The organism is Bradyrhizobium sp. Pa8 (assembly GCF_052588265.1).
This window is the reverse complement of the sequence record NZ_CP176767.1, coordinates 8,333,714-8,356,880: the sequence shown is the minus strand read 5'-3', so window position 1 is coordinate 8,356,880 and position 23,167 is coordinate 8,333,714. Positions and strand designations below refer to the sequence as shown.

Here is a 23,167-nt window from a genome sequence, read left to right as displayed (position 1 = left end):
GGGGGATTCAATGTCGCGCGAAAATTTCTGGTTCTTTCATCCGTTTCGGGTGCGCTATTCCGAGATCGACGGCCAGGGCGTCGTCTTCAACGCGCATTATCTTACCTATTTCGACACCGCTATCACCGAGTATTTCCGCGCGCTGGGCTTTGACCAATATGCAGACGCGCAGGCGAGCGGCATCGACTTCCACGTCGTCAAATCGGTGATCGAATACAAGGCGCCTGTCAGGTTCGACTGGGAGCTCGATGTCGGTGCGCGCGTGGCGCGGATCGGCAATTCGAGCCTCAGCTTCGAGCTCGCCATCTTTCTGAAAGACGGCGCGGATACGCTGGTGACCGGCGAGATCGTGTGGGTCTACACCAACCAGGAGACCCATCGTCCGGTCACGATCCCGGCGTCGATGCGGGCGTTGATCGCGACGCGGGAACGTCATCTCTCGGCGTGAGGCCGCCTCACACGGGCAAAAACCGCTTCAGCGTCGGCATGAAGAAGATTCCGAGATTGATCGCAAAACCGATGCTCCAGAGGATCGAGCGCAGCGTCGGGCGGTTGCCGAGATAGGTCAGCACGTAGGCGATCCGCACGATCAGGAACAGCACGGCGAGCTCGTCGATCAGCCGCTGCGGCGAATCCCGGAATTCCGCAAGCAGCACCGCGAAGGCGAAGAACGGAAAGGTCTCGATGCCGTTCTGGTGGGCACCGAGCGCGCGCTGCGCCAGCGCATCCTCGAAGAAGGCGGGGTCGCGCGGCCGCGAATTGTCGAACGCGCGAAACCGCGTCCATTTGATCGAGACGATCGTCGACAGATAAAGCAGCAGCGCTCCAAATACGCACCATTCCGCGAGTGTCATCTTTCCTCCCCCGCTTGGGCGCGACCCTAGCGAAACCGGCCTCATCTTGACAAGATCGGTGCAACGCGCGACGCAACGGGCCATGACGATCGCAGCCCCCATCGAGACCGCGAAGCCGACCGTTCAGTCCAGCCGGGTCGGCGTGCTTCTGGTCAATCTCGGCACGCCCGATACGGCCGATGCGCCCGGCGTGCGGGTCTATCTCAAGGAGTTCCTCTCGGACGCCCGCGTCATCGAGGACCAGGGGCTGGTCTGGCAGTTCGTGCTCAACGGCATCATCCTGCGCAGCCGTCCCCGCACCAAGGCGCTGGACTATCAGAAGATCTGGAACAATGAGCGGAACGAGTCGCCGCTGAAGACCATCACGCGGTCGCAAGCCGACAAGCTTGCTGCTGCACTGTCTGACAGCGACCACGTCGTGGTGGACTGGGCGATGCGCTACGGCAATCCCTCGATCAAGTCGGGCATCGACGCGCTGATCGCGAAGGGGTGCGACCGCATCCTCGCGGTGCCGCTCTACCCGCAATATTCCGCCTCGACCTCGGCGACCGTCTGCGACGAAGTGTTCCGCGTGCTCGCCCGCTTGCGGAACCAGCCGACGCTGCGGGTGACGCCGCCTTATTACGAGGACGAGGCCTATATCGAGGCGCTCGCGATCTCGATCGAGACGCATCTGGCGACGCTGTCCTTCAAGCCGGAGCTGATCGTGGCGTCCTTCCACGGCATGCCGAAATCCTATGTCGACAAGGGCGATCCCTATCAGTCCCACTGCGTCGCCACGACCGAGGCGCTGCGCCGCCGGCTCGGCATGGACGAGACGAAACTGCTACTGACCTTCCAGTCGCGCTTCGGCAATGACGAGTGGCTCCAGCCCTACACCGACAAGACCATGGAGCGCCTGGCCAAGGAAGGCGTGCGCCGCATCGCGGTGGTGACACCGGGCTTTGCCGCCGACTGCCTGGAGACGCTGGAGGAGATCGCGCAGGAGAATGCCGAGATCTTCAAGCATAATGGCGGCGAGCAGTTTTCCGCGATCCCTTGTCTCAACGACAGCGATCCCGGCATGGACGTGATCTGCACCCTGGTGCTGCGCGAGCTTCAGGGCTGGATCTGATGGCGTATCCCATGAACCGCCGCGAGACTTTGGCGCTTCTTGGGACGATCGCCGCGCTGCCGGCCTCGGTGCTGGCGCAGCAGCCGAACGCGACGCGGCGGCTCGGCGTGCTCTCGGTCACGGCCGCGGATGACGCGATCGGGCAGGCCCGCAGTACGATCCTGGTCGAGACGCTCGCCGCCCATGGCTGGAAGGAGCACGACAATCTCAGGATCGATTGGCGCAGCGGCGCCGGCGACCGGGCACGCATCGCGCGTCTCGCCGACGAACTCGTGGCGCTCAAGCCGGACATCCTGCTCGCGGTCGGCACGCCCTCGGTCGAGGAGCTGCGCCAGCGCACCACGACGATCCCGATCGTGTTCGCCGTCGTCACCGATCCCGTCAGCCAGGGCTTTGTCAAAAACCTCGCTCATCCCGGTGGCAACATCACCGGCTTCACCGATTACGACGGCCCGCTCGCCGGCAAATGGCTGGAGATGCTGATGCAGGTCACGCCAAAAGTGTCCCGCGTCTTCGTCGTCTACAATCCAGCCACCGCGCCGTTCGCGCCCCTGATGCTGCGCACGATCGAGGACGCCGCACGGACGCTTCACGTGACGGTCGAGGCAACGCCAGTTCATGACTCTGGCTCGATCGCCGCGCTGGCTTCGCGGAAAGACGGCGGCCTGCTGGTGCTGCCTGACTTCTTCACCATGGCCAATCGTGCCCAGCTCCTGGCTGCAATCGGTGAAGCCCGCGTGCCGGCGGTGTTCTGGAGCCGCACCTTCGTCGACGAGGGCGGGCTGATGTCCTACAGCACCGACAGCGCCGAGCAGCTTCGCCGCGCCGCCAACTACATCGATCGCATCCTGAAGGGCGCGCAGGCAGCCGACCTGCCGGTCCAGAATCCCACCAAGTTCGAGCTTGCGATCAACCTGAAGACGGTGAGGGCGCTGGGGTTGACGATGTCGCCCTCGCTGCTTGCGATTGCCAACACCGTGGTCGAATAGGGGCGCCGATGCTGCCTTCGACTGGTGATTCCATAATTCCTGGGGCAGAATGACGGTGGGGATGTTGCCGCGAGCGATGCGGCTCGAACGGGGCGGGCGCGATTACATGCGGGGATTGTTGCTTGTAGCTGTCGTGGCCTGCGGACTCGCTGGCTGCAACACGACGGGGGACGTTGCGTCGACCATGTATCCAGAAGCGGTGCGGGCCGGCGGTGCCGTCAAGAGTGATACGGCCATTGTCCTGGTCGCAAACGGCGGCAGCGAGACGATCAACTATCTTCAATTCGTTCACAATGGTTTTCCCGCGATCAATGCGCGAGGGATCAGCCTTGCTCCGGACGGGTTTGTTGCGATTCCGGTCGCTGTCGGAACGACTGGGCTTGAGCTGCAAAACTATACGACGACGGGTCGCCCGGGCACCTATCTTCCGAATGGCGTGTCGATGGGATTCGTGCCGGTGCATACACCCAAGATCGATCTTCCCTCCCCCGGACTGTATTACGTTGCGACCGTCTTTCCGGGGCAGCAACGCAGTTTCGAGACGAGGCCGACGGCCGTCCAGCTGGCGAAGCTGCGCAAGGAGCGGCCCGAGCTCGCCACGCTGAAGCCGGTGAATTTTACATGGTCCAACTAGGACACCGGCCGTTGCTAGGTTGCCCCCGTGCCGTTTCAAGGGTTGTCTCACAATACTTATCGGCGATCGTTCCGCCTCCGTACTTCTTGTGGAAATGTTGCTCCGCGCCGACGTGAATGGTGACCGCTGAACCGGTAAGGTCACGTTCCCGACCAATGACAGCGCGGGAAAGGGCTTTCCCGCCTTGGAGGAAATATGAGCGGTTTCGATGTTTTCGCGATTGTTCTGGTTTTGCTCGTCATCGTCACGCTGGTCGCCGGCGTGAAGACGGTGCCGCAGGGCTATGACTGGACCATCGAGCGGTTCGGCAAATACACCCAGACTCTGAGCCCCGGGCTCAATCTGATCGTGCCCTATTTCGATCGCGTCGGCCGCAAGATCAACATGATGGAGCAGGTGATCGACATTCCCGAGCAGGAGGTCATCACCAAGGACAACGCGACCGTGACGGTGGACGGCGTCGCCTTCTATCAGGTGTTCGACGCCGCGAAGGCGAGCTACGAGGTCGCCAACCTCAACCAGGCGATCACGGTCCTGACCATGACCAACATCCGCTCGGTGATGGGTTCGATGGACCTCGACCAGGTGCTGTCGCACCGCGACGAGATCAACGAGCGCCTGCTGCGCGTCGTCGACGCCGCGGTCTCGCCCTGGGGCGTCAAGGTCAACCGCATCGAGATCAAGGACATCGTGCCGCCCGCCGACCTCGTCGAAGCCATGGGCCGGCAGATGAAGGCCGAGCGCGTCAAGCGCGCCGACATCCTCGCCGCCGAAGGCCAGCGCCAGTCCGAGATCCTGCGCGCCGAGGGCGCCAAGCAGGGGCAGATCCTCCAGGCCGAGGGCCGCAAGGAAGCCGCGTTTCGCGACGCCGAGGCCCGCGAACGTTCCGCCGAGGCCGAGGCCAAGGCGACGCAGATGGTCAGTGAGGCCATCTCCAAGGGGGATGTCGCCGCGCTGAACTATTTCATCGCCGACAAGTATATCAAGGCGTTCGGGCAACTGGCCGACTCGCCGAACCAGAAGGTCATCATGCTTCCGGTCGAGGCGATGAGCATGCTGGGCTCGCTCGCCGGCATCGGCGAGATCGCCAAGGCAACGTTCGGCGAAAGCGCGGCGTCCGCGGCTGCTGCCGCCCGCCGCGGCGGCTCGGTGCCGACGACCGGCCCCACGCCGCCGGCGGTGCCGCCGCGACAGGGGTAATCAAAGCGCATGCGCTTGCGATGAGGGCATGCGTCAATTCAAGGCGCATGCCCCGGAAAAGTGGAGACCGGTTTTCCGATCAGGGCATGCGCTAATAGAAGGAGGTCGTGTCATGACCGACATGTTCGTATCGCTCGGCACCTGGAATTGGCTGATCTTCGGCTTCGTCCTGATGGCGCTGGAGGTGCTGGCGCCGGGCGTATTCCTGCTCTGGCTCGGGCTCGCCGCGTTGCTGGTCGGCCTGATCTCCTTTGCTGTCGCCGTGTCGTGGCAGATCCAGCTCGTGATGTTCGCGATCTTCGCAGCCGCCGCTGTGCCGGTGTGGCGCCGGCTGGCGCGGCCGAAGCTGGACGCAAGCACCAGCCCCTTCCTGAACAAGCGCAGCGAGGCATTGCTCGGCCGCGAGTTCACGCTGGAGAAGCCGATCATCGACGGCAGCGGCACCGTGCGCCTCGGCGACACGGTCTGGCGCGTGGCCGGGCCCGATACGCCGGCCGGGACGCGGGTGAAGGTGGTGCAGGTGGATGGTGCGAATCTCACTGTGGCGGCGGCGTAGCCGCTCTTACCCTCCCCTGGAGGGGGAGGGTCGATCGCGCGAAGCGCGAGCGGGGTGGGGTGATCTCTCCACTCGGGCACTGCTTCCGTGGAGAGACCGTCACCCCACCCCGTCTCACATTTCGCTGCGCTCCATGTGAGCCGACCCTCCCCCTCTAGGGGAGGGTAAGCGAGAAGACCTCACCTCTTCCACCTCTCCGCAAACCGGTGCAGGGGCATGAACGTCTCGCACAGCTCGCGCCCAAGCGCCGTCAGCCCGTAGCCTCCACCGTCGCCCAGCTCCACGAACCCCGCTTCGCGCAGCTCCGTCAGCCGCGCCTGCAGCACCGTCGGCGAGGCCTCGTCGCAGGCGGTGCGCAAGGCGCGGGAGGTGAGGGCTTGGTCGCGCAATTCCCACAGGATCCTCAGGCTCCAGCGTCGGCCGAGGAGGTCGAGCAGCGCCATGATCGGCCGGCCGGTGCGGGAGCCGCGCACGGTCCGGCTCCCTGATGCTGCCTGTTTCGCCATCCCGGCCCCCTCTTGCGTCGTGCTACAAATAATGTAGCGTTTTGCTACGATAATTGTAGCAACGGAGACAGCTGATGTCCCAGGCCACGCCGCGCATCGCGGCGCTCGTCCCGCCTTATCCCCCGGAGATCCAGGCGCAATTCGACCGCATCATGCGCGGCGCCCCGCCACTGGCGCTGTTCCGGGTGATGGCGGGCCATACGCGCGCCTGGGACAAGTTCCGCGCCGGCGGGCTTCTTGATCCGGGTCCACTCTCCCTGCGCCAGCGCGAGATCGTGATCGACCGCACCTGCGCGCTGACCGGATGCGAATATGAATGGGGCGTGCATGTCGCGATCTTCGCCGGGCCTGCGCGGCTCAGCGAGGCGGAGGTGCGCGCGACCGTGCGGGGCGATGGGACGTCACCGTGCTGGTCGCCGGCGGAGCAGGCGCTGATCGCGGCCGTCGACGCGCTGCATCACCGCGCGACGTTGGACGACGCCGAATTCGCCGCGCTGTCGGCGCATTACGACGAGGCCCAGATCTTGGAGATCATGCTGCTGTGCGGCTTCTACCGCACGGTGTCGTATCTGGCGAACGGGCTGAAGCTGCCGCTGGAGGAGAAGGCTGCGCAGTTTCCGGCGGTCTAACCGCCGTCATTGCGAGGAGCCCTTGCGACGAAGCAATGACGATGGGGAGGCAGGTGTCGCCACACCCTCACTGTCATTCCGGGGCGCGCCACTTGGCGCGAGCCCGGAATCCATGGCGAGACAAACTCTGCGGCACGATGGATCCCGGGCTCATCGCTTCGCGATACCCCCGGGATGACGGGTAAACCCTACGCCACGCCCGCCCGCAGCAGATCGTGCAGGTGCACGATGCCCACCACCTTGTCCGCCTCGGTCACCACCAGCGTGGTGATCTTGCTTGTATTCAGCACCTCGATCATCTCGGTGGCGAGCATCGACGGCGGCACGGTCTTCGGCTGCCTGGTCATGATGTCGTCGGCGGACGCCGTCAAGAGATCCGGCCGCATGTGGCGGCGCAGATCGCCGTCGGTGATGATGCCCGCGATCCCGCCGGCATCGTCGACGATGCAGACGCACCCCAGGCCCTTGGCGGACATCTCCATCACCGCGTCCGACATCATGGTGCCGAGCGGCTTGAGCGGGATCTCCGCGCCAGTGCGCATGTAGTCGCGAACGAATTTCAGCATCGCGCCGAGCTTGCCGCCGGGGTGGAAATGCGCGAACTCCAGCGCGGTGAAGCCGCGGCCTTCGAGCAGCGCGATCGCGATGGCATCGCCGATCGCGACCTGCATCATCGTCGACGTCGTCGGCGCCAGATTGTGCGGGCAGGCCTCGCGCGCCTTCGGCAACTCGATCACGATGTCGGCGGCTTGTCCAAGCGAAGACGCCGCGTTCGACGTCACCGCGATCATCGGGATCGCAAACCGCGCCGAATAATTCACGAGGGTCTTCATCTCCGGCTGCTCGCCGGACCAGGACAGCGCCATGATGACGTCGTCGGCGGTGATCATGCCGAGGTCGCCATGGGCGGCTTCCGCGGTGTGGACGAAGAACGCCGGCGTGCCGGTCGAGGCCAGCGTCGCCGCGATCTTGCGCGCCATGTGGCCGGACTTGCCGAGCCCGGTGACGATGACGCGGCCCTTGGCGTTGCGGATCAAATCGACCGCCTTGGCGAAGGTCGCGCCCAGCGGGCCGCGCAACGCGGCCGCGAGCGCGTTGATGCCGCCGCTCTCCGTCTCCAGCGTGCGGAGCGCGGATTCGATGCTGTCGGGGATGGGGCCGGATGATTGGGTCATCAGCGGTTTCGAACTCGGCATGTCCAGGTCCAGGGAAGGGTGGGGCGTTCGCCAGTTGCCGCCTGCTTAGCATGCCCGGGCGGGCGAGGCGACGAGGGCCCAAATGCCCTCAACCGGTCATTAACCATAATTGTTTTAACTCCATTAACGATGGTTCCCGCCTGCCGGCGGATGTCATCGTGGAAGTCTCTGATTTCGTTGGAGTTCTTACATCGTGGGGGCGCCTCCAGGCACAAGCCGGAGCAAACGCGGGCATTTCCTGCGCGCGGCTTTGCCGTGCCTTGCGCTGACCGCCCTGCAAAGCGCGCCGGCGGCCGCCCAGAGCCTCACGCCCGACCTGTTCAATCCAAACCGCGGCGGCTTCGCCGCGCCCGACACGCTGCCGACGCGGCGCACCGCGGGCGTGCCGCAGGCGCCGTCGGATGCGCTCCCGGCGCTGCCCGATCCCAACGCCGATCCGCGCAAGCGCCAGCAGGCACCGGCGACCTCGCGCGTCGGCCAGGTGCCGACCTACGGCCTGCCGGCCGCCAACGGCGCCAACGGCGCCAGCGGCTCCGGCTACGACTCGCTCAATCGCAAGCGGCAGCAGCCAAAGCTCTATCCCGGGCAGCCGAAACCGAAGCGCCCGGTCGGACCCGGCTCGCCGGTGCCGCCGGCAACGCCGGACCGGACGCTCGGGCCGCCGCGTATCGCCCCACCGCCGTCGGAAACCGCAAACAAGGCGCCGGTGCCACGGGCGATGGCGGGCACCGTGCCCGGCCAGCCGCTGCGCCGTCGCCTCAAGGTCGATGACGACGCGTTCGGCGCGGTCGGCGACTATGCCGGCAGCTTCCTGATCAAGGGCGGGCTCGAGCTCTCCGCCGGCTATGACACCAACCCTGCGCGCCTCAACAAGCCGGTCGGCTCGCCGGCCTATGTGGTCGCGCCCGATCTTCTCGTGATGTCCGACTGGGAGCGCCACGCGCTGGTCGCGGATCTGCGCGGCTCGTTCTCCGGTTACACCAACAACATGCCGGCGACGATCGACGGCTTCGCCTCGCCGTCGCCGGTCGAGATCGACCGCCCAGACTTTACCGGCCATGTCGACGGCCGCCTCGACGTCGACCGCGACCTCAAGCTGACCTCGCAGCTCCGCTTGCGGCTCGCCACCGACAATCCCGGCAGCCCGAACGTGCAGGCCGGCCTGCAGAAATATCCTATCTACGCCACCTACGGCACGACCATCGGCTTCGACCAGACCTTCAACCGCTTCCAGGTCGCAGCCGGCGCGACCGTGGATCGCACCGCCTATACGAACTCCAAGCTCACTGACGGTACGATTTCGAGCAACGACGATCGCGACTTCAACCAGTACGGCGGTATCGGACGGTTCTCCTACGACCTCAAGCCGGGGCTGAAGCCGTTCGTCGAGATCGAAGGCGACAGCCGCGTGCACGACCAGCCCGCGGACCGCAACGGCTATTTCCGCGATTCATCGGGTGGCTACGCCAAGGTCGGTTCGACGTTCGAGTTCTCGCGCATTCTCACCGGCGAGATCTCGGTCGGCTATACCGCACGCAACTACGTCGACCCGCGCCTCAGCCAGCTCGCGGGCTTCCTGACCTCGGGCTCTCTGATCTGGAATGCGAGTGGCCTGACCACCGTGAAATTCTTCACCGACACGCAGATCGCCGAGTCCACGGTCCCCGGCTCCTCCGGCGTGCTGGTGCATACCTACGCCGCCGAGGTCGACCACGACTTCCGCCGCTGGCTGACCGCTGTCGGCAAGTTCACCTACGGCACGTACGACTACCAGAACCAGAATCGCAACGACAGGACCTACTCGCTCGAAGGCAATCTGATCTACAAGCTCAACCGCAACATCTGGATCAAGGGCACGCTGCGCCGCGACATCCTGAACTCGAACCAGCCGGGCTCGAGCTCGCAAGGGACGGTGATGATGGTGGGGGTGAGGTTGCAGAATTAGCGGGCATGACGGAGCGCGTTTGAGCGTATACGCATGCGGCTTAGTTGGCTCCGCTCTCGCCACCTACTCCGCTGTCATGCCCCGGCTTGACCGGGGCATCCAGTACGCCGCGGCCTATCGTTTCAATTACAACTGTCTCTGGAATGCTGGATCGCCCGGTCAAGCCGGGCGATGACAACGTTTGTTGAACTGGCGGCAGAAACTAGCCGCGGTTACCGCGGCAGATCCGTCTTCCCCATCAGGAACGTATCGATCGACCGTGCACACAGCCGGCCCTCGCGGATCGCCCACACCACCAGCGACTGGCCGCGGCGCATGTCGCCGGCGGTGAACACGTTCGGACGCGAGGTCTGGTAGTCCAGGGTGTTGGCCTTGACGTTGCCGCGCGGGTCGAGGTCGACCGAGAGCAGCTTCAAGAGGCCCTCGTGCACTGGATGCACGAAGCCCATCGCGAGCAGGACCAGCTCGGCATCGAGCTCGAACTCGGTGCCGGCGATCGGCTTGAACTTGTCGTCGACGCGCACGCAGTGCAGCTTCTTGACCTCGCCGTTCTCGCCGGAAAACTTCTGCGTCAGCACGGCATATTCGCGGATCGCGCCTTCGGCCTGGCTGGAAGAGGTGCGCATCTTCAGCGGCCAGTTCGGCCAAGTCAGGCCCTTGTTCTCGCGCTCGGGCGGGGCGGGCATGATCTCGAGCTGGGTCACGGAGAGCGCGCCCTGGCGCAGCGAGGTGCCGATGCAGTCAGATCCGGTGTCGCCGCCGCCGATGACGACGACATGCTTGCCGCCGGCCAGGATCTCGGCGACGCCGCCGAGCGGCTCCTCGGAGACGCGGCGGTTCTGCTGCGGCAGGAAGTCCATGGCGTAGTGGATGCCTTGAAGATCGCGGCCGGGGATCGGCAGGTCGCGCGGGGCTTCCGCGCCGCCGGTCAGCGCCACGGCGTCATAGTCGTTGAGCATCTCGCGCGGGTCGACATTGCCGTCAGCGCCGACATGGCTGTTGTAGTGGAAGGTGACGCCTTCGCCTTCCATCTGCTTGACGCGGCGGTCGATGATGCCCTTCTCCATCTTGAAGTCGGGGATGCCGTAGCGCAGCAGGCCGCCGGCCTTGGCGAACTTCTCGAACAGGTGCACGTCGTGGCCGGCGCGCGCGAGCTGCTGCGCGCAGGCCATCCCGGCCGGACCCGAGCCGATCACCGCGACCTTCCTGCCGGTCTTGACGGCCGCCACTTCCGGCCTCAGCCAGCCATTGTCCCAGGCGCGGTCGACGATCGCGCATTCGATGGTCTTGATGGTGACGGGGTTGTCGTCGATGTTGAGCGTGCAGGACGCCTCGCACGGAGCCGGGCAGATGCGGCCGGTGAACTCCGGAAAATTGTTGGTCGAGTGCAGGTTGCGCGAGGCCTCTTCCCAATTGCCCTGATAGACGAGGTCGTTGAAGTCGGGGATCTGGTTGTTGACCGGGCAGCCGGGCGTGCCGGGCGCCACCGAGCCGGTGCCGTGGCAATAGGGGATGCCGCAATTCATGCATCGCGCGGCCTGATCGCGCGTTTCCTTCTCGGTCAAGGGAACGACGAACTCGTTGTAATGCTTCACGCGCTCGGCGACCGGGGTGTACTTGCGGTCATGCCGTTCGATTTCGAGAAAACCCGTGATCTTGCCCATTAAACCCGAAGTCCCTGCCGCTTAATTCGTTTGTTGCTTCTTCAACCGTCATTGCGAGGAGCGAGGAAGCAATCCAGTCTGTTACTGAGGAGAAAGTCTGGATTGCTTCGCTACACTCGCAATGACGGGCGCTGATATTGTTACGCCCCGATCGCGATTTTCGGCTCGGCGTCCGCGTTGGCGGCCATTTCGCGCAGTGCGCGCCGGTACTCCACCGGCATCACCTTGCGGAATTTGGGCAGCCAGTCCTTCCAATTGGCAAGGATCTCGGCGGCGCGCCTGGAGCCGGTCGCTTTCGCATGGCGCGTGATCAGGACGTGCAGGCGCTCGACGTCGGAGGCGAGCAGGTTCTGGAACACGTCGACCCGGCCATGCGCCTCGAGGTCACCGGCGTGATTGTAGGTGCCGGCGTTGATCAGCTCTTCCGACAGGACCGGCTCGAGCTCAACCATGCTGAGATTGCACAGCTTGTCGAAGTCGCCGGTCTCGTCGAGCACGTACGCGATGCCGCCGGACATGCCGGCCGCAAAATTGCGCCCGGTCTTGCCGAGCACGACCACGATGCCGCCGGTCATGTATTCACAGCAGTGATCGCCGGCGCCTTCCACGACCGCCACCGCACCCGAGTTGCGCACGGCGAAACGCTCGCCGGCGACGCCGCGGAAGTAGCACTCGCCCTGGATAGCGCCATACATCACCGTGTTGCCAACGATGATGCTCTCTTCCGGCACGATGCCGCTGTTGGCGGGGGGCTTGACGATGATCTTGCCGCCCGAGAGGCCCTTGCCGACATAGTCGTTGGCTTCGCCTTCGAGCTCGAAGGTGACGCCTTGCGCCAGCCACGCGCCGAACGCCTGGCCGGCGGTGCCCTTGAGGCCGACATGGATCGTGTCGTGCGGCAGACCGGCATGGCCATAGATCTTGGCGACCGCGCCCGACAGCATCGCACCCGCGGAGCGGTTGGTGCTGTTGATCCTGGCCTCGATCTTCACCGGCGCGCCGCGGTCGAGCGCAGGCGTCGCCTTCTCGATCAGCGTGCGGTCGAGCACCGCTTCCAGATGATGGTTCTGGCGCTCGGAGTGATAGATCTTCTGGCCCTTCTCTTCCTTCTGCTTGACGAACAGCTTCGAGAAATCGAGGCCCTTGGCCTTCCAGTGCGCGACCAGCCTGGTCTGATCGAGCAGCTGAACCTGTCCGATCATCTCGTTGAAGGTGCGGAAGCCGAGCGATGCCATGATCTCGCGGACTTCCTCGGCGACGAAGAAGAAGTAGTTGATCACGTGCTCGGGCTGGCCGGTGAAGCGCTTGCGCAGGACGGGATCCTGGGTCGCGACGCCGACCGGGCAGGTGTTGAGATGGCACTTGCGCATCATGATGCAGCCGGCCGCGATCAGCGGCGCGGTGGCGAAGCCGAACTCGTCGGCCCCCAGCAGCGCGCCGATCACGACGTCACGGCCGGTGCGGAACCCGCCGTCGACCTGGACCACGATGCGGCTGCGCAGCCGCTCGCGCACCAAGGTCTGGTGGGTTTCGGCGAGGCCGATCTCCCAGGGCGAACCGGCATGCTTGATCGAGGTCAGCGGCGAAGCGCCGGTGCCGCCCTCGAAGCCTGCGATGGTGACATGGTCGGCGCGCGCCTTGGCAACGCCGGCGGCGACCGTGCCGACGCCGATCTCGGAGACGAGCTTGACCGAGACGTCGCCCGTCGGGTTGACGTTCTTGAGGTCGTAGATGAGCTGCGCCAGATCCTCGATCGAGTAGATGTCGTGGTGCGGCGGCGGCGAGATCAGACCGACGCCCGGCGTCGAGTGGCGGACCTTGGCGATGGTCGCGTCGACCTTGTGGCCGGGCAGCTGGCCGCCTTCGCCGGGCTTGGCACCCTGCGCCATCTTGATCTGCATCATGTCGGAGTTGACGAGATACTCCGTGGTGACGCCGAAGCGGCCCGAGGCGACCTGCTTGATCGCCGAACGCATGGAATCGCCGTTCGGCATCGGCTTGAAGCGGTCGGCTTCCTCGCCGCCTTCGCCGGTGTTCGACTTGCCGCCGATCCGGTTCATGGCGATCGCGAGCGTGGTGTGCGCCTCGCGCGAGATCGAGCCGAAGCTCATCGCGCCGGTGGCGAAACGCCTGACGATGTCCTTGGCCGGCTCGACCTGGTCGAGCGGGATAGGCTTGCGCTTCTCCTCGTCCGCGTTCTTGATCCGGAACAAGCCGCGCAGCGTCAGCAGACGCTCGGACTGCTCATTGAGGATCTTCGCGAAAGCGCGATAGCGCTCCAGCGAATTGCCGCGGGCGGCGTGCTGCAGCAGCCCGACCGACTCGGCGGTCCAGGCATGGTCCTCGCCGCGGCTGCGATAGGCATATTCGCCGCCGACATCGAGCGCGGTCTTGTAGACCTGCGCCTCGCCGAACGCGTCGGCATGACGGCGCACCGCTTCTTCCGCGATCTCGGCAAGGCCGACGCCCTCGACGCGGGTATGCGTGCCGGCGAAGAACTTGGAGACGAAGTCGGCCTTGAGGCCGACCGCGTCGAAGATCTGCGCGCCGCAATAGGACTGGTAGGTCGAGATGCCCATCTTGGACATCACCTTCAGAAGGCCCTTGCCGATCGACTTGATGTAGCGCTTCACGATCTCGTAGTCGTCGAGCGAGCCGGGCAGGCGGTCCTTCATCGCGATGATGGTCTCGAACGCGAGATAGGGGTTGATCGCTTCGGCGCCGTAGCCGGCGAGGCAGGCGAAGTGATGCACTTCGCGCGGCTCGCCGGATTCGACGACGAGACCGACCGAGGTGCGCAGTCCGACGCGGATCAGATGATGATGCACGGCGGCGCAGGCGAGCAGTGCCGGGATCGGGACCCGGTCGGTGCCGACCATGCGGTCGGACAGGATGATGATGTTGACGCCCTCGCGCACGGCGCTCTCGGCGCGCGCGCAGAGCTCGTCGAGCACCTGGTCCATGCCGGCAGCACCAAGACCGGCGTGGAAGGTGGTGTCGAGCGTGCGCGACTTGAAGTGGGATTCGGCGACGTCGGAGATCGAGCGGATCTTCTCGAGGTCCGCATCGGTCAGGATCGGCTGGCGCGCTTCGAGACGCTTTGTGGTGGCGAGCCCTTGCAGGTCGAACAGGTTCGGCCGCGGTCCGATGATGGAGACGAGGCTCATCACCAGCTCCTCGCGGATCGGGTCGATCGGCGGGTTGGTGACCTGCGCGAAGTTCTGCTTGAAGTAGGTGAACAGCGGCTTGGCCTTGTCCGACAGCGCCGAGATCGGCGTGTCGTTGCCCATCGATCCCGCGGCTTCCTCGCCGGTGGAGGCCATCGGCGTCATCAGGATGGAGATGTCTTCCTGGCTGTAGCCGAACGCTTGCTGGCGATCGAGCAGCGACAGGTTGGAGCGCACGCCGGTGGTCGGCACCTTCGGCAGCTCTTCCAGCACGATCTGGGTCCGCTCCAGCCACTCCTTATAGGGATGGCTTCGGGCGAGCTCGGCCTTGATCTCGTCGTCCGGAATCAGGCGGCCCTGCTCGAGGTCGACCAGCAGCATCTTGCCGGGCTGCAGCCGCCACTTGGTGATGATCTGGTCCTCGGGGATCGTCAGCACGCCCATCTCGGACGCCATCACGATGCGGTCGTCTTTGGTCACGAGATAGCGCGCCGGCCGCAATCCGTTGCGGTCGAGCGTGGCGCCGATCTGGCGGCCGTCGGTGAAGGCGATCGCGGCGGGGCCGTCCCACGGCTCCATCAGCGCGGCATGATATTCGTAGAAGGCGCGGCGCTTCTCATCCATCAGGGGATTGCCGGCCCACGCCTCCGGAATCATCATCATCACGGCGTGCGGCAGCGAGTAGCCGCCCTGCACCAGGAATTCGAGCGCGTTGTCGAAGCAGGCGGTGTCCGACTGTCCTTCGTAGGAGATCGGCCAGAGCCGGTTGATGTCCTTGCCGTAGAGCTCGGAGCTCACGGAGGCCTGGCGCGCCGCCATCCAGTTGGTGTTGCCGCGCAGCGTGTTGATCTCGCCGTTATGCGCGATCATGCGATAGGGATGCGCCAGCGACCACGCCGGGAAGGTGTTGGTCGAGAAGCGCTGATGCACCAGCGCCAGCGCGCTCTCGAAGTCCGCCTCGTGCAAATCGGGATAGTACTTGCCGAGCTGGTCGGCGAGGAACATGCCCTTGTAGATCACGGTGCGGCACGACATCGAGCAGGGGTAATAGCCCGCAAGGCCGCGATCGCGGCGCTGGTAGATCGCCTGCGAGATCGACTTGCGCAGGATGTAGAGCCGGCGCTCGAAATCGTCCTCGGTCTTGGCGGTGCCGTTGCGGCCGATGAACACCTGCACGCAGGCGGGCTCGGTCGGCTTCACGGTGACGCCGAGCGAGGAATTGTCGGTCGGCACGTCGCGCCAGCCGAGCAGGGTCAGGCCCTCCTCCTTGATCTGGTCGGCGATGATGCTCTTGATGACGTTGCGCCAGGCGGTGTCGCGCGGCATGAACAGCGCGCCGATGGCGTATTCGCCCGGAGCCGGCAACGTGAAGCCGAGCTCCTTGGCCTTGCGGCTGAAGAAGGCATGCGGGATCTGCACCAGGATGCCGGCGCCGTCACCGGCGCGCGGGTCGGCGCCGACGGCGCCGCGATGCTCGAGGTTGCAGAGGATGCTGAGTGCGTCCGCGACGATCTCGCGCGACTTCTTGCCCTTGATGTTGGCGATGAAGCCGACGCCGCAGGAATCCTTCTCCAGGCTCGGATCGTAGAGGCCTTCGGCCGGCGGGCGCGAATTGTGTTCCTGAATCGGATCAGTCGTTTTCGAGGCGACCGTCGCCGACAGCTCTTCTGCCACGATGTTTGCGCGCTCGAATTGCGACCCGTTCATTGTTCCAATCCTCTCCATGCGGCAAGCTGCCTCACCGCTATCTTCGGCGCACCTTGGGCGTTCCGCGGCACCCGCCTCTGGGTCACCGCTCGTCCGCTGCGAGCCGCATTTTCTTAAATTCAGGCCAAGGCGTTCTTCGTCCCCGAGAACGGCTTTGCCTGTTGCCTTCCTGGCGCTCGAAAGCACCGACTTTCGTTGCAATCCGTATGCCGGAACTGCAAGCAAAATTGAGACAGTCTTCCTGTCCTAACCATCACCTTGCCAAATTTTGGTCTATCACACAAGCGCGCGGAAGTCCCGATTCCCAAAGTGTCAATCAGCGCTTTCCGCATGGCACGCGGCCCCGGTTTTGAAGCAAACGCGCCCTGATCCGGCCCTGCCGACGCCGAAATCCCGAATGAAGCTTCGGATCAGCCCTTCGAAAGGCGCGCCACGCCGCAAGAAGCGAAAGAGCGCGAGACATTCGGGGGCCTGACAGGAGCGTGTCGACCATGAAGTTTTTCACAGGATGTGTGGCCGCTGCCACGCTGGCGCTGGTGGCGACGGCCGCCGAGGCACAAGTTCCGGCAAACGGCGCTGCGCGGGGCGCCTATATCGCGGTCTCGGATTTCGACGGACCCTATGGGCCGCCGGAAGCCGGGCCGCCACCGCCGCCGCGTTACGGTTACGGCTATGGCTACGACGAGCGCGGCCCGGCACCGGCGCTGCTGCCGCCGACCGAGGTCTACGCCGTGCTGCGCGACAACGGCTTCTCGCCGCTCGGCATCCCGCGCCTGCGCGGCAGCGTCTACACCATCGCGGTGATCGACCGCCGCGGCGACGACGGCCGGCTGGTGATCGATGCCCGCGACGGCAGAATTCTGCGCTTCATGCCGGCCGCCGACGCCTTCGGCATGGCGCCCAGCGATGAGGTGCCGATGGTTGCACCTTACCGTCCGCAAAGCGCGCTGCCGCCGCCGACCATGGTCCGCAGCGGCCCGCCGCGTCCGCCGGCCTCGATCCCGCATGTCGCCAGCCGCACCGTGCCGCTGCCCAAGGCCGCCCCGCACCGCGGCGAGGCGCCTGTCGCCGCCGCCAAGCCGGCCGCGCCTGCTCCGCAGCAGACACAAGCCCCGCAGGCACAGCCCGCCCAGCAGACCGCTGCGGTGCAGGCAAAGCCCGCTGAAGCCGCACCGCAAACCGCCGCGCCGACCGTCGGTCAGGCCAAGCCGGCCCCGACGATCATGCCGACGCAGGAGATGCCGGCGGCGCAGGGGCTGGACTAGCGCGCTCGTTTGACGCTGTGCGCCACGCGTTGGACGGAGACCTGAGCAAAACAAAGCGCCCGAGAATCTCGGGCGCTTTTTCATTGAGGCGATCGCGCGCTCAGCTGCGCGCATACCCCGCGGCTTCCAGGATCAGATTCGCCACGTCCTTCGGATGCGACACCAGCGAGAGGTGGCCGGCATCGAGCTCGATCGTGGTTGCGTTCATGCGCTTGGCGAGGAAGCGTTCGAAATCGGGATTGATGGTGTAGTCGTTCTTCGACACCGCGTACCAGCTCGGCTTCGTGTGCCATGCAGCTTCCGTGGTGCGGCCAGCGAAGATCGAGGCGGCCGTCGGCCATTGCACGGCGTAGAGCTCCCTGGCCTGCTCCGGCTTCACGCCATTGGCAAAATACTTCAGGAAGGCGTCTTCCGAGAGCTTTGTGTAGCCGTCGCGCTCGACGATGCCGGCGCGGGCCGGGCCTGCCGGAAACTGCTTCGACAACGCGACGAAGTCTTCATTCGCATCGGGCGCACGTGCGGCGACGTAGACGAGGCCGGTGACCTTCGGATCGTTGCCGATCTGGCTGATCACGGTACCGCCCCAGGAATGCGCGACCAGCACGGTCGGACCATCCTGTTCGGCCAGCGCGCGCTTGGTCGCCTCGACGGAGTCCGCAAGCGACGACAGCGGATTTTGCACGGCAGTCACGTGCAGGCCCGCGGCCTGGAGGATCGGGATCACCTCCGACCAGCTCGAGCCGTCGGCCCAGGCGCCGTGCACCAGCACGACGTTCTTCGCTTTCACCGTCTGCGCTGTCTGCGCGTGAGCAAGGCTGATGGGGGCCGCCAGCAGGCTCGCGGCGACGAAAAGGCTGCGCCAAAGTGTCATGATCGTGCTCCGTATTGTTTTTGCTGCGATGCCCAAAGGACGGAGCGCGTGGTCGCGGCGTTACGTGTCCTCACCGTTCTGTGATGCGATGCAAAACAAAAAAACGCCCCGGGGCACCGGGGCGTTTTCGCAGCTTGGCGGCTGTCGACGTGCTTAGGCGGCGACCGAGCTCTCGATCACCTGCGCCTTCGGCGCGCTGGAGTTGATGGCGATCTGGCGCGGCTTCTTGGCTTCGGGAATCTCGCGCACGAGGTCGACGTGAAGCAGCCCGTTCTCGAGCGAGGCGTCCTTCACCTGCACGAAGTCGGCAAGCTGGAAGGCGCGCTCGAAGGCACGCGCGGCGATGCCGCGGTAGAGCACTTCGGACTTCGAATTCTCGTTGGCGACTTTCTCGCCCTTGATCGTCAGCGTGTTTTCCTTCGCGACGATGGAGAGCTCGTCCTTGGCAAAGCCCGAGACCGCAACCGTGATGCGGTACGCGTTCTCGCCGGTACGCTCGATATTGTAGGGGGGATATCCGGGGCTGCCGTCCGAACCGGCCTGGTCGAGCAGGCTGAAGAGGCGGTCGAAGCCGACGGTGGAACGGTAAAACGGAGTCAGGTCGTAGCTACGCATGGTCTAGTCCTCCATTGAGCGACTGTTGGTAACCCGCCCGCCAATCGGGCCGGGCTTTAGTCTGTGTGCAGCCTGATGTTCCGGTTCCGAAACACTGGTAGCGGCCTGCACCATGGTGATATGGGTTCAGGGGAACGGCGTTCAAGAGGGCGGCAAGTTGCGCCTTTTCGGCGCTCCAGCCCCTTGATTTGCAGCATTTCTCGCCCAATGACGCTGATCTCGATTCCGTCCAATCCCGTTCCCGAAGACGTCGTCAGCGGCACCATCAAGACACCCGATGGCGCCGAGCTGCGCTTTGCGCGCTGGGCGCCGCCGGCGAACCGCAAGGGCACGGTCTGCGTCTTCACCGGACGCAGCGAGCAGATCGAGAAATATTTCGAGACCGTGCGCGACCTGCGCGACCGCGGCTTTGCGGTGGCGATGATCGACTGGCGCGGGCAGGGCCACTCCTCGCGCCGTCTGCGCGATCCGCGCAAGGGCTATGTGCGCGACTTCTCCGATTTCGAGATCGACGTCGAGACCTTCGTGCAGCAGGTGGTGCTGCCGGATTGCCCGCCGCCCTTCTTCGCGCTCGCCCATTCCATGGGCGGCACCGTGATGCTGCGGGTGGCGCATGCCGGCAAGCGCTGGTTCGACCGCATGGTGCTGTCGGCGCCGATGATCGACCTGCCCGGCCGCGCCACCTCGTTTCCGGCGCGGGCGCTGCTGAAGACGATGCGCCTGATGGGGATGGGCGGTCGCTATGTCCCCGGCGGCAGCGACCACATCACCGGGCTCAATCCCTTCATCAACAATCCGCTGACCAGCGATCCCGTGCGCTATGCGCGCAATGCCGCGATCCTGGAGGAGGATCCGACGCTCGGGCTCGCGTCACCGACGGTCGCCTGGGCCGATACCGCCTTCCACGCCATGAACACCTTCAAGGGCAAGAACTACCCCTCCGAGATCCGCCAGCCGATCCTGATGCTGGCGGCTTCCAGCGACACGGTGGTCTCGACCGCGGCGATCGAGGAGTTCGCCTATCACCTGCGCGCCGGCTCCCATCTCGTGATCGCCGGTGCCAAGCACGAGATCCTGCAGGAGCAGGACCGCTACCGCTCCCAGTTCTGGGCCGCCTTCGACGCCTTCGTGCCGGGCACGCCGCTGTTCAAGTGAAGTGACGGAAACTTCCTGAGGACGGCTGATCGTTCCACAATCTCCGTCATGCCCGGGCTTGTCCCGGGCATCCACGCCTTGCTTGCGATCAAAGAACGTGGATGGCCGGGACAAGCCCGGCCATGACGATGAACCTTCTCAGCCTCACAGCGTCTTCAGATACTCGATCAGGTCGTAGCGCTCTTGCTCTTTGAGCACGCGGCCGATGGTGCCGTCCTTGCCGGGGCCCGGCGTGCCATCGAACGAATGGCCGGCATTGCTGTTGCCGAAGGTCTCGGTGCCATCAAACGCTCGCGTCGAGAAGCGCGACTGCCCGGTCTTGCAGCTCTCGCCGTCGACGACCGCGAAGCCGACCTGCTTCGGATCGTAGTCGCGCCCACCACCCATGCAGAACGATTTGGGGCGCTCGGCCGCGGGGCTCAGCATCCAGTAGAGCGAGGGTACCGATCCGTTGTGCAGGTAAGGCGCGGTGGCCCAGACACCGTTGAGCGGTCGCGCGCGATACCAGGGTCGCGGCTCCTTCGCCTCGGGCGGCTGCGGACCGGGATTCGGGCAGTTCTTGCGCTCACCCCACCAAGCCTGCTGGACCTTCGGGTCGATCTTCGCATCGTCCATCGCCTTGCGGCTGACGATGTCGACGAGCACCATCAGCCCGAGCGAGTACGGCATGTCGGTCGAAGAGACATCCGGCAGGTTGCAGCTCCACCAGGCATTGAGATTCTGCGTGGGATCGAGCTTGAGAAAGCCCGGGACCTGAACCGTCCGCGTCTCCAGCACGCTGGCCTGAGCGGGATCGGTGCCCATGCCCTTGACGCTTTTCTGGACCTCGTTCAGGAATTTGTCTTTGCCGATGGTCTCCCAGCGCGACGAGGACCAGATGCTTTGGTCCGGAAACTCGGTGTCGAACACGGGATCGTTGACCGGCCCGAGATGGCATTCGACGCAGATCTGCGCGTAGAGCTTGCGGCCGTTCTTGACGCGCTCGCCATCGATCTTCCAGGCATTGTCGCCGAAGATGTCCGACGGCCATTTCGGCGATGTCAGTCCGGAGAGCTGTTTTTTCGGATAGGGCGCCGACCCCTTCAGCAGATCCTCGATCCAGTTCAGATTCTTGATATCCATCGACGAGCGGAACAGCGTGTCCTTGGGGGTATTGTCGGACAGATTGAGCAGCGCCGTCACGCCCAGCGCTTCGCCGGCGTTGCGGATCAGCGGTTGTTCGATGGAAGCGTCATATTGCGCGAATTTGAGCCAGGGCACGGTCCAGATCGGCGGGAAGCTGACCGGCGCATCCTTGGCATGCAGATTCTTTTCGAAGCCGCTGAGGCCGCTGAGCGTCATGTCCTGGGCGAAGACCTGATTGCCGATGCGGTTGAGCGCGTCGAGACGGCCGTATCCTTCCTCCGTGTCCTGCTGCTTCTCTTCCCGCTTCGTCTTCTCGTTGAACCTCGTCTTGCCGTCGATGGTTTTCGCGTAGGTCTTCTCCCAGTCGATCAGGAACGTGCTGATCGCGCGCAGCTTCTGCTTCAGCGCATCGCGATCCGCATCGCTGGCGGAGGGGCCGAGCACACGGTCGGCGAAGCGCGTAAAGCGACCCGGCACGAGGAGCGTGTAGGCGATCGACAGACCCGTCGTGACCTCGAGCTTCCTCAGGTCGGTCATCGCCGGGCCGCCGTCGAAACGGATGTCGATGCCTTTGTAGCGGATCTGGCCGGTGTGGCAGGCGGCGCAGGTCAGGCCGATCCGGTCCTCGCCGACCTGGCCGGTCGCAGGATCGGGTACGCCGGTCATGCGCGCAAAGCCGACGGGCAGGCCGTCGACGTTTTCAGCCTGGGTGCCCCAGTTAACCGGCGGATCCCAAAGTCGCGCCGGCACCGGCTTCGTCTTGTCGTAGACATTGGCATAGCCGAACCGGCGCAGTGTGGCGTCGTCGGTGTTGATCGTCTGCGGACTGGGAATGAAGCCGAAGCGCTGCAGATGGTCGCTGTCGTGCAACATCCCGGGCTTCGCGAAGAAATGAAGCCGCGGCTGCTCGAGCGCCATGAACCAGCTGTAGGGCACCGGGAAGGTCGCGGTGCCCTGGCTGGCGTGATGAAACCAGTGCCGGTCCTCCAGCGCCCAGTTTTGTTCAAGCCAGTACGCGGCCCGCGGTTCGACGTGCGCCGGCAATGGCGGCGCCACCAGGTCGCCGAGGATGCCGGGCAGCATCGGCTGGAATTGATCGGGAAAGCGCAGCGCCACGACGCCAAAGACGAGGAGCGCGGCGACGAGTCCGCCGGCAGCGCGCAAGATGAGCGAGGGAGGGGTGACCGGCTGGCTGACAACCCGCTGGGTGACCCTGTCAGGGAATTTGCGTTCGTTAAACAATGTCCTCACCTCGGCCACGCTGAGATAGCGGTCGTCACCCTGACCCTTGCCCATGATCCTGAGCAGGATCGGCCATTCGAACTTCATCAGGATGGGGTAGTACCAGCGCGCTTGATTGCCGGCGCGCTTGAGATTGTCGCTCATGAAGGTCTGGATTTGCGAGGCGTTGAGCCCGGTCTCGGCGCCGCCATCGGGATCGGCATAAGTGCCGCCGAAACTGGCGAGCCGCGCGATCTCTTCCTCGTTGACGCTCCCGTCGACGCCGAGGATGCGCGAGCCGGCACCGAGCTTGTCGAGCGGGCCGCCGCGCAGCCTGTTGAGCTGCGCGCCCCAGAAGATGCTTTGCAGGATGTGACAGGCGCCGTTGGCGATCAGTGCGACGCCACGCACCTGGATGCGGGCCGAGGTCTTCTTCAGCCCGGTCTCGCCGCTGGCGTTTGCGATCGTCTGTGACAGGGTCCGGAGCGGTACGGTCCCGCCGTCGACGAAACCTTCGCCGACGAGGCCGCGCAGGAAGGGACAGGGATTGTTGGGGGAAACCTGGATTGAGGGATCGAAGGGAGGCTTCGAGACGGGGTCGTTCATGGCCCAAAATCCTGCAAACGGCGAAACGTGAAATGAAGACGCGCCGATAGAGCGCGGAAAGTCCTAACAAACCGACAGCAACTTGTACTACTTCAGCGTGTAAAGAAGTGTGGCTGAATTCACTGTCCTGTCAATAAAAGCCGGCCCG

At 65.0% G+C, this 23,167-nt stretch carries 18 protein-coding genes; 10 read left to right on the top strand and 8 right to left on the bottom strand.

Features of this window, described 5'->3' with window-relative positions; genetic code table 11:
- Positions 1-10 precede the first annotated feature (10 nt).
- A complete protein-coding gene (locus ACKWRH_RS39585; protein ID WP_445217960.1) occupies positions 11-448 on the top strand; it encodes an acyl-CoA thioesterase in 438 nt (145 codons plus the stop codon).
- A gap of 7 nt (positions 449-455) precedes the next feature.
- On the opposite strand, the gene ACKWRH_RS39580 is transcribed toward ACKWRH_RS39585, so the two are convergent.
- Positions 456-854 carry an MAPEG family protein gene (locus ACKWRH_RS39580; protein ID WP_445217959.1) on the bottom strand — a complete coding sequence of 133 codons (399 nt, stop codon included), beginning with the start codon at positions 852-854 and terminating at the stop codon, positions 456-458.
- A gap of 82 nt (positions 855-936) precedes the next feature.
- Here ACKWRH_RS39580 and hemH point away from each other — a divergent pair, with 82 nt between their 5' ends.
- From hemH to ACKWRH_RS39555, 5 genes are all read left to right on the top strand, one after another.
- Positions 937-1,968: a ferrochelatase gene (gene hemH, locus ACKWRH_RS39575; RefSeq protein ID WP_445217958.1), complete on the top strand. Its 1,032-nt coding sequence runs from the start codon at positions 937-939 to the stop codon at positions 1,966-1,968.
- Between the two features lie 11 nt (positions 1,969-1,979).
- Positions 1,980-2,957 (top strand): ABC transporter substrate-binding protein, encoded by a 978-nt coding sequence (locus ACKWRH_RS39570; RefSeq protein WP_445222557.1) that lies wholly within the window; start codon positions 1,980-1,982, stop codon positions 2,955-2,957.
- 76 nt (positions 2,958-3,033) lie between these two features.
- On the top strand, positions 3,034-3,591 hold the full coding sequence (locus ACKWRH_RS39565) for a hypothetical protein (RefSeq protein WP_445217957.1): 558 nt from the start codon (positions 3,034-3,036) through the stop codon (positions 3,589-3,591).
- 195 nt (positions 3,592-3,786) lie between these two features.
- On the top strand, positions 3,787-4,791 hold the full coding sequence (locus ACKWRH_RS39560) for an SPFH domain-containing protein (protein WP_445217956.1): 1,005 nt from the start codon (positions 3,787-3,789) through the stop codon (positions 4,789-4,791).
- A 112-nt stretch (positions 4,792-4,903) separates the two neighbouring features.
- Positions 4,904-5,347, top strand: coding sequence for an NfeD family protein (locus ACKWRH_RS39555; protein ID WP_445217955.1), 444 nt, complete (start codon positions 4,904-4,906; stop codon positions 5,345-5,347).
- Positions 5,348-5,526: 179 nt separating this feature from the next.
- Here the strand turns inward: ACKWRH_RS39555 and ACKWRH_RS39550 are convergent, their stop codons facing one another.
- Positions 5,527-5,853 carry a winged helix-turn-helix transcriptional regulator gene (locus ACKWRH_RS39550; protein WP_445217954.1) on the bottom strand — a complete coding sequence of 109 codons (327 nt, stop codon included), beginning with the start codon at positions 5,851-5,853 and terminating at the stop codon, positions 5,527-5,529.
- 74 nt (positions 5,854-5,927) lie between these two features.
- On the opposite strand from ACKWRH_RS39550, the gene ACKWRH_RS39545 reads away from it, so the two are divergent.
- On the top strand, positions 5,928-6,482 hold the full coding sequence (locus ACKWRH_RS39545) for a carboxymuconolactone decarboxylase family protein (RefSeq protein WP_445217953.1): 555 nt from the start codon (positions 5,928-5,930) through the stop codon (positions 6,480-6,482).
- A gap of 188 nt (positions 6,483-6,670) precedes the next feature.
- Here ACKWRH_RS39545 and ACKWRH_RS39540 read toward each other — a convergent pair whose 3' ends face one another.
- Positions 6,671-7,678 carry a KpsF/GutQ family sugar-phosphate isomerase gene (locus tag ACKWRH_RS39540; RefSeq protein WP_445217952.1) on the bottom strand — a complete coding sequence of 336 codons (1,008 nt, stop codon included), beginning with the start codon at positions 7,676-7,678 and terminating at the stop codon, positions 6,671-6,673.
- A 193-nt stretch (positions 7,679-7,871) separates the two neighbouring features.
- On the opposite strand from ACKWRH_RS39540, the gene ACKWRH_RS39535 reads away from it, so the two are divergent.
- Positions 7,872-9,623 (top strand): outer membrane beta-barrel protein, encoded by a 1,752-nt coding sequence (locus ACKWRH_RS39535; RefSeq protein WP_445217951.1) that lies wholly within the window; start codon positions 7,872-7,874, stop codon positions 9,621-9,623.
- A 212-nt stretch (positions 9,624-9,835) separates the two neighbouring features.
- On the opposite strand, the gene ACKWRH_RS39530 is transcribed toward ACKWRH_RS39535, so the two are convergent.
- Both ACKWRH_RS39530 and gltB read right to left on the bottom strand, forming a co-directional pair.
- Positions 9,836-11,287, bottom strand: coding sequence for a glutamate synthase subunit beta (locus tag ACKWRH_RS39530; RefSeq protein WP_445217950.1), 1,452 nt, complete (start codon positions 11,285-11,287; stop codon positions 9,836-9,838).
- A 140-nt stretch (positions 11,288-11,427) separates the two neighbouring features.
- Positions 11,428-16,161 carry a glutamate synthase large subunit gene (gltB, locus tag ACKWRH_RS39525; protein ID WP_445217949.1) on the bottom strand — a complete coding sequence of 1,578 codons (4,734 nt, stop codon included), beginning with the start codon at positions 16,159-16,161 and terminating at the stop codon, positions 11,428-11,430.
- Between the two features lie 491 nt (positions 16,162-16,652).
- On the opposite strand from gltB, the gene ACKWRH_RS39520 reads away from it, so the two are divergent.
- Positions 16,653-17,426, top strand: a complete 774-nt coding sequence (locus ACKWRH_RS39520; RefSeq protein ID WP_445217948.1) for a hypothetical protein — start codon at positions 16,653-16,655, stop codon at positions 17,424-17,426.
- Positions 17,427-17,526: 100 nt separating this feature from the next.
- On the opposite strand, the gene ACKWRH_RS39515 is transcribed toward ACKWRH_RS39520, so the two are convergent.
- Complete coding sequence (locus tag ACKWRH_RS39515; protein WP_445217947.1) at positions 17,527-18,297, bottom strand: alpha/beta fold hydrolase; 771 nt, start codon at positions 18,295-18,297, stop codon at positions 17,527-17,529.
- Positions 18,298-18,450: 153 nt separating this feature from the next.
- The gene (locus ACKWRH_RS39510; RefSeq protein ID WP_445217946.1) at positions 18,451-18,912 is read right to left on the bottom strand and encodes an Hsp20 family protein; all 462 of its coding nucleotides are present in this window, start codon (positions 18,910-18,912) and stop codon (positions 18,451-18,453) included.
- Between the two features lie 207 nt (positions 18,913-19,119).
- On the opposite strand from ACKWRH_RS39510, the gene ACKWRH_RS39505 reads away from it, so the two are divergent.
- The gene (locus ACKWRH_RS39505) at positions 19,120-20,067 is read left to right on the top strand and encodes an alpha/beta fold hydrolase (RefSeq protein WP_445217945.1); all 948 of its coding nucleotides are present in this window, start codon (positions 19,120-19,122) and stop codon (positions 20,065-20,067) included.
- Between the two features lie 144 nt (positions 20,068-20,211).
- On the opposite strand, the gene ACKWRH_RS39500 is transcribed toward ACKWRH_RS39505, so the two are convergent.
- Positions 20,212-23,019 (bottom strand): di-heme-cytochrome C peroxidase, encoded by a 2,808-nt coding sequence (locus ACKWRH_RS39500; protein ID WP_445217944.1) that lies wholly within the window; start codon positions 23,017-23,019, stop codon positions 20,212-20,214.
- Positions 23,020-23,167: the final 148 nt, after the last annotated feature.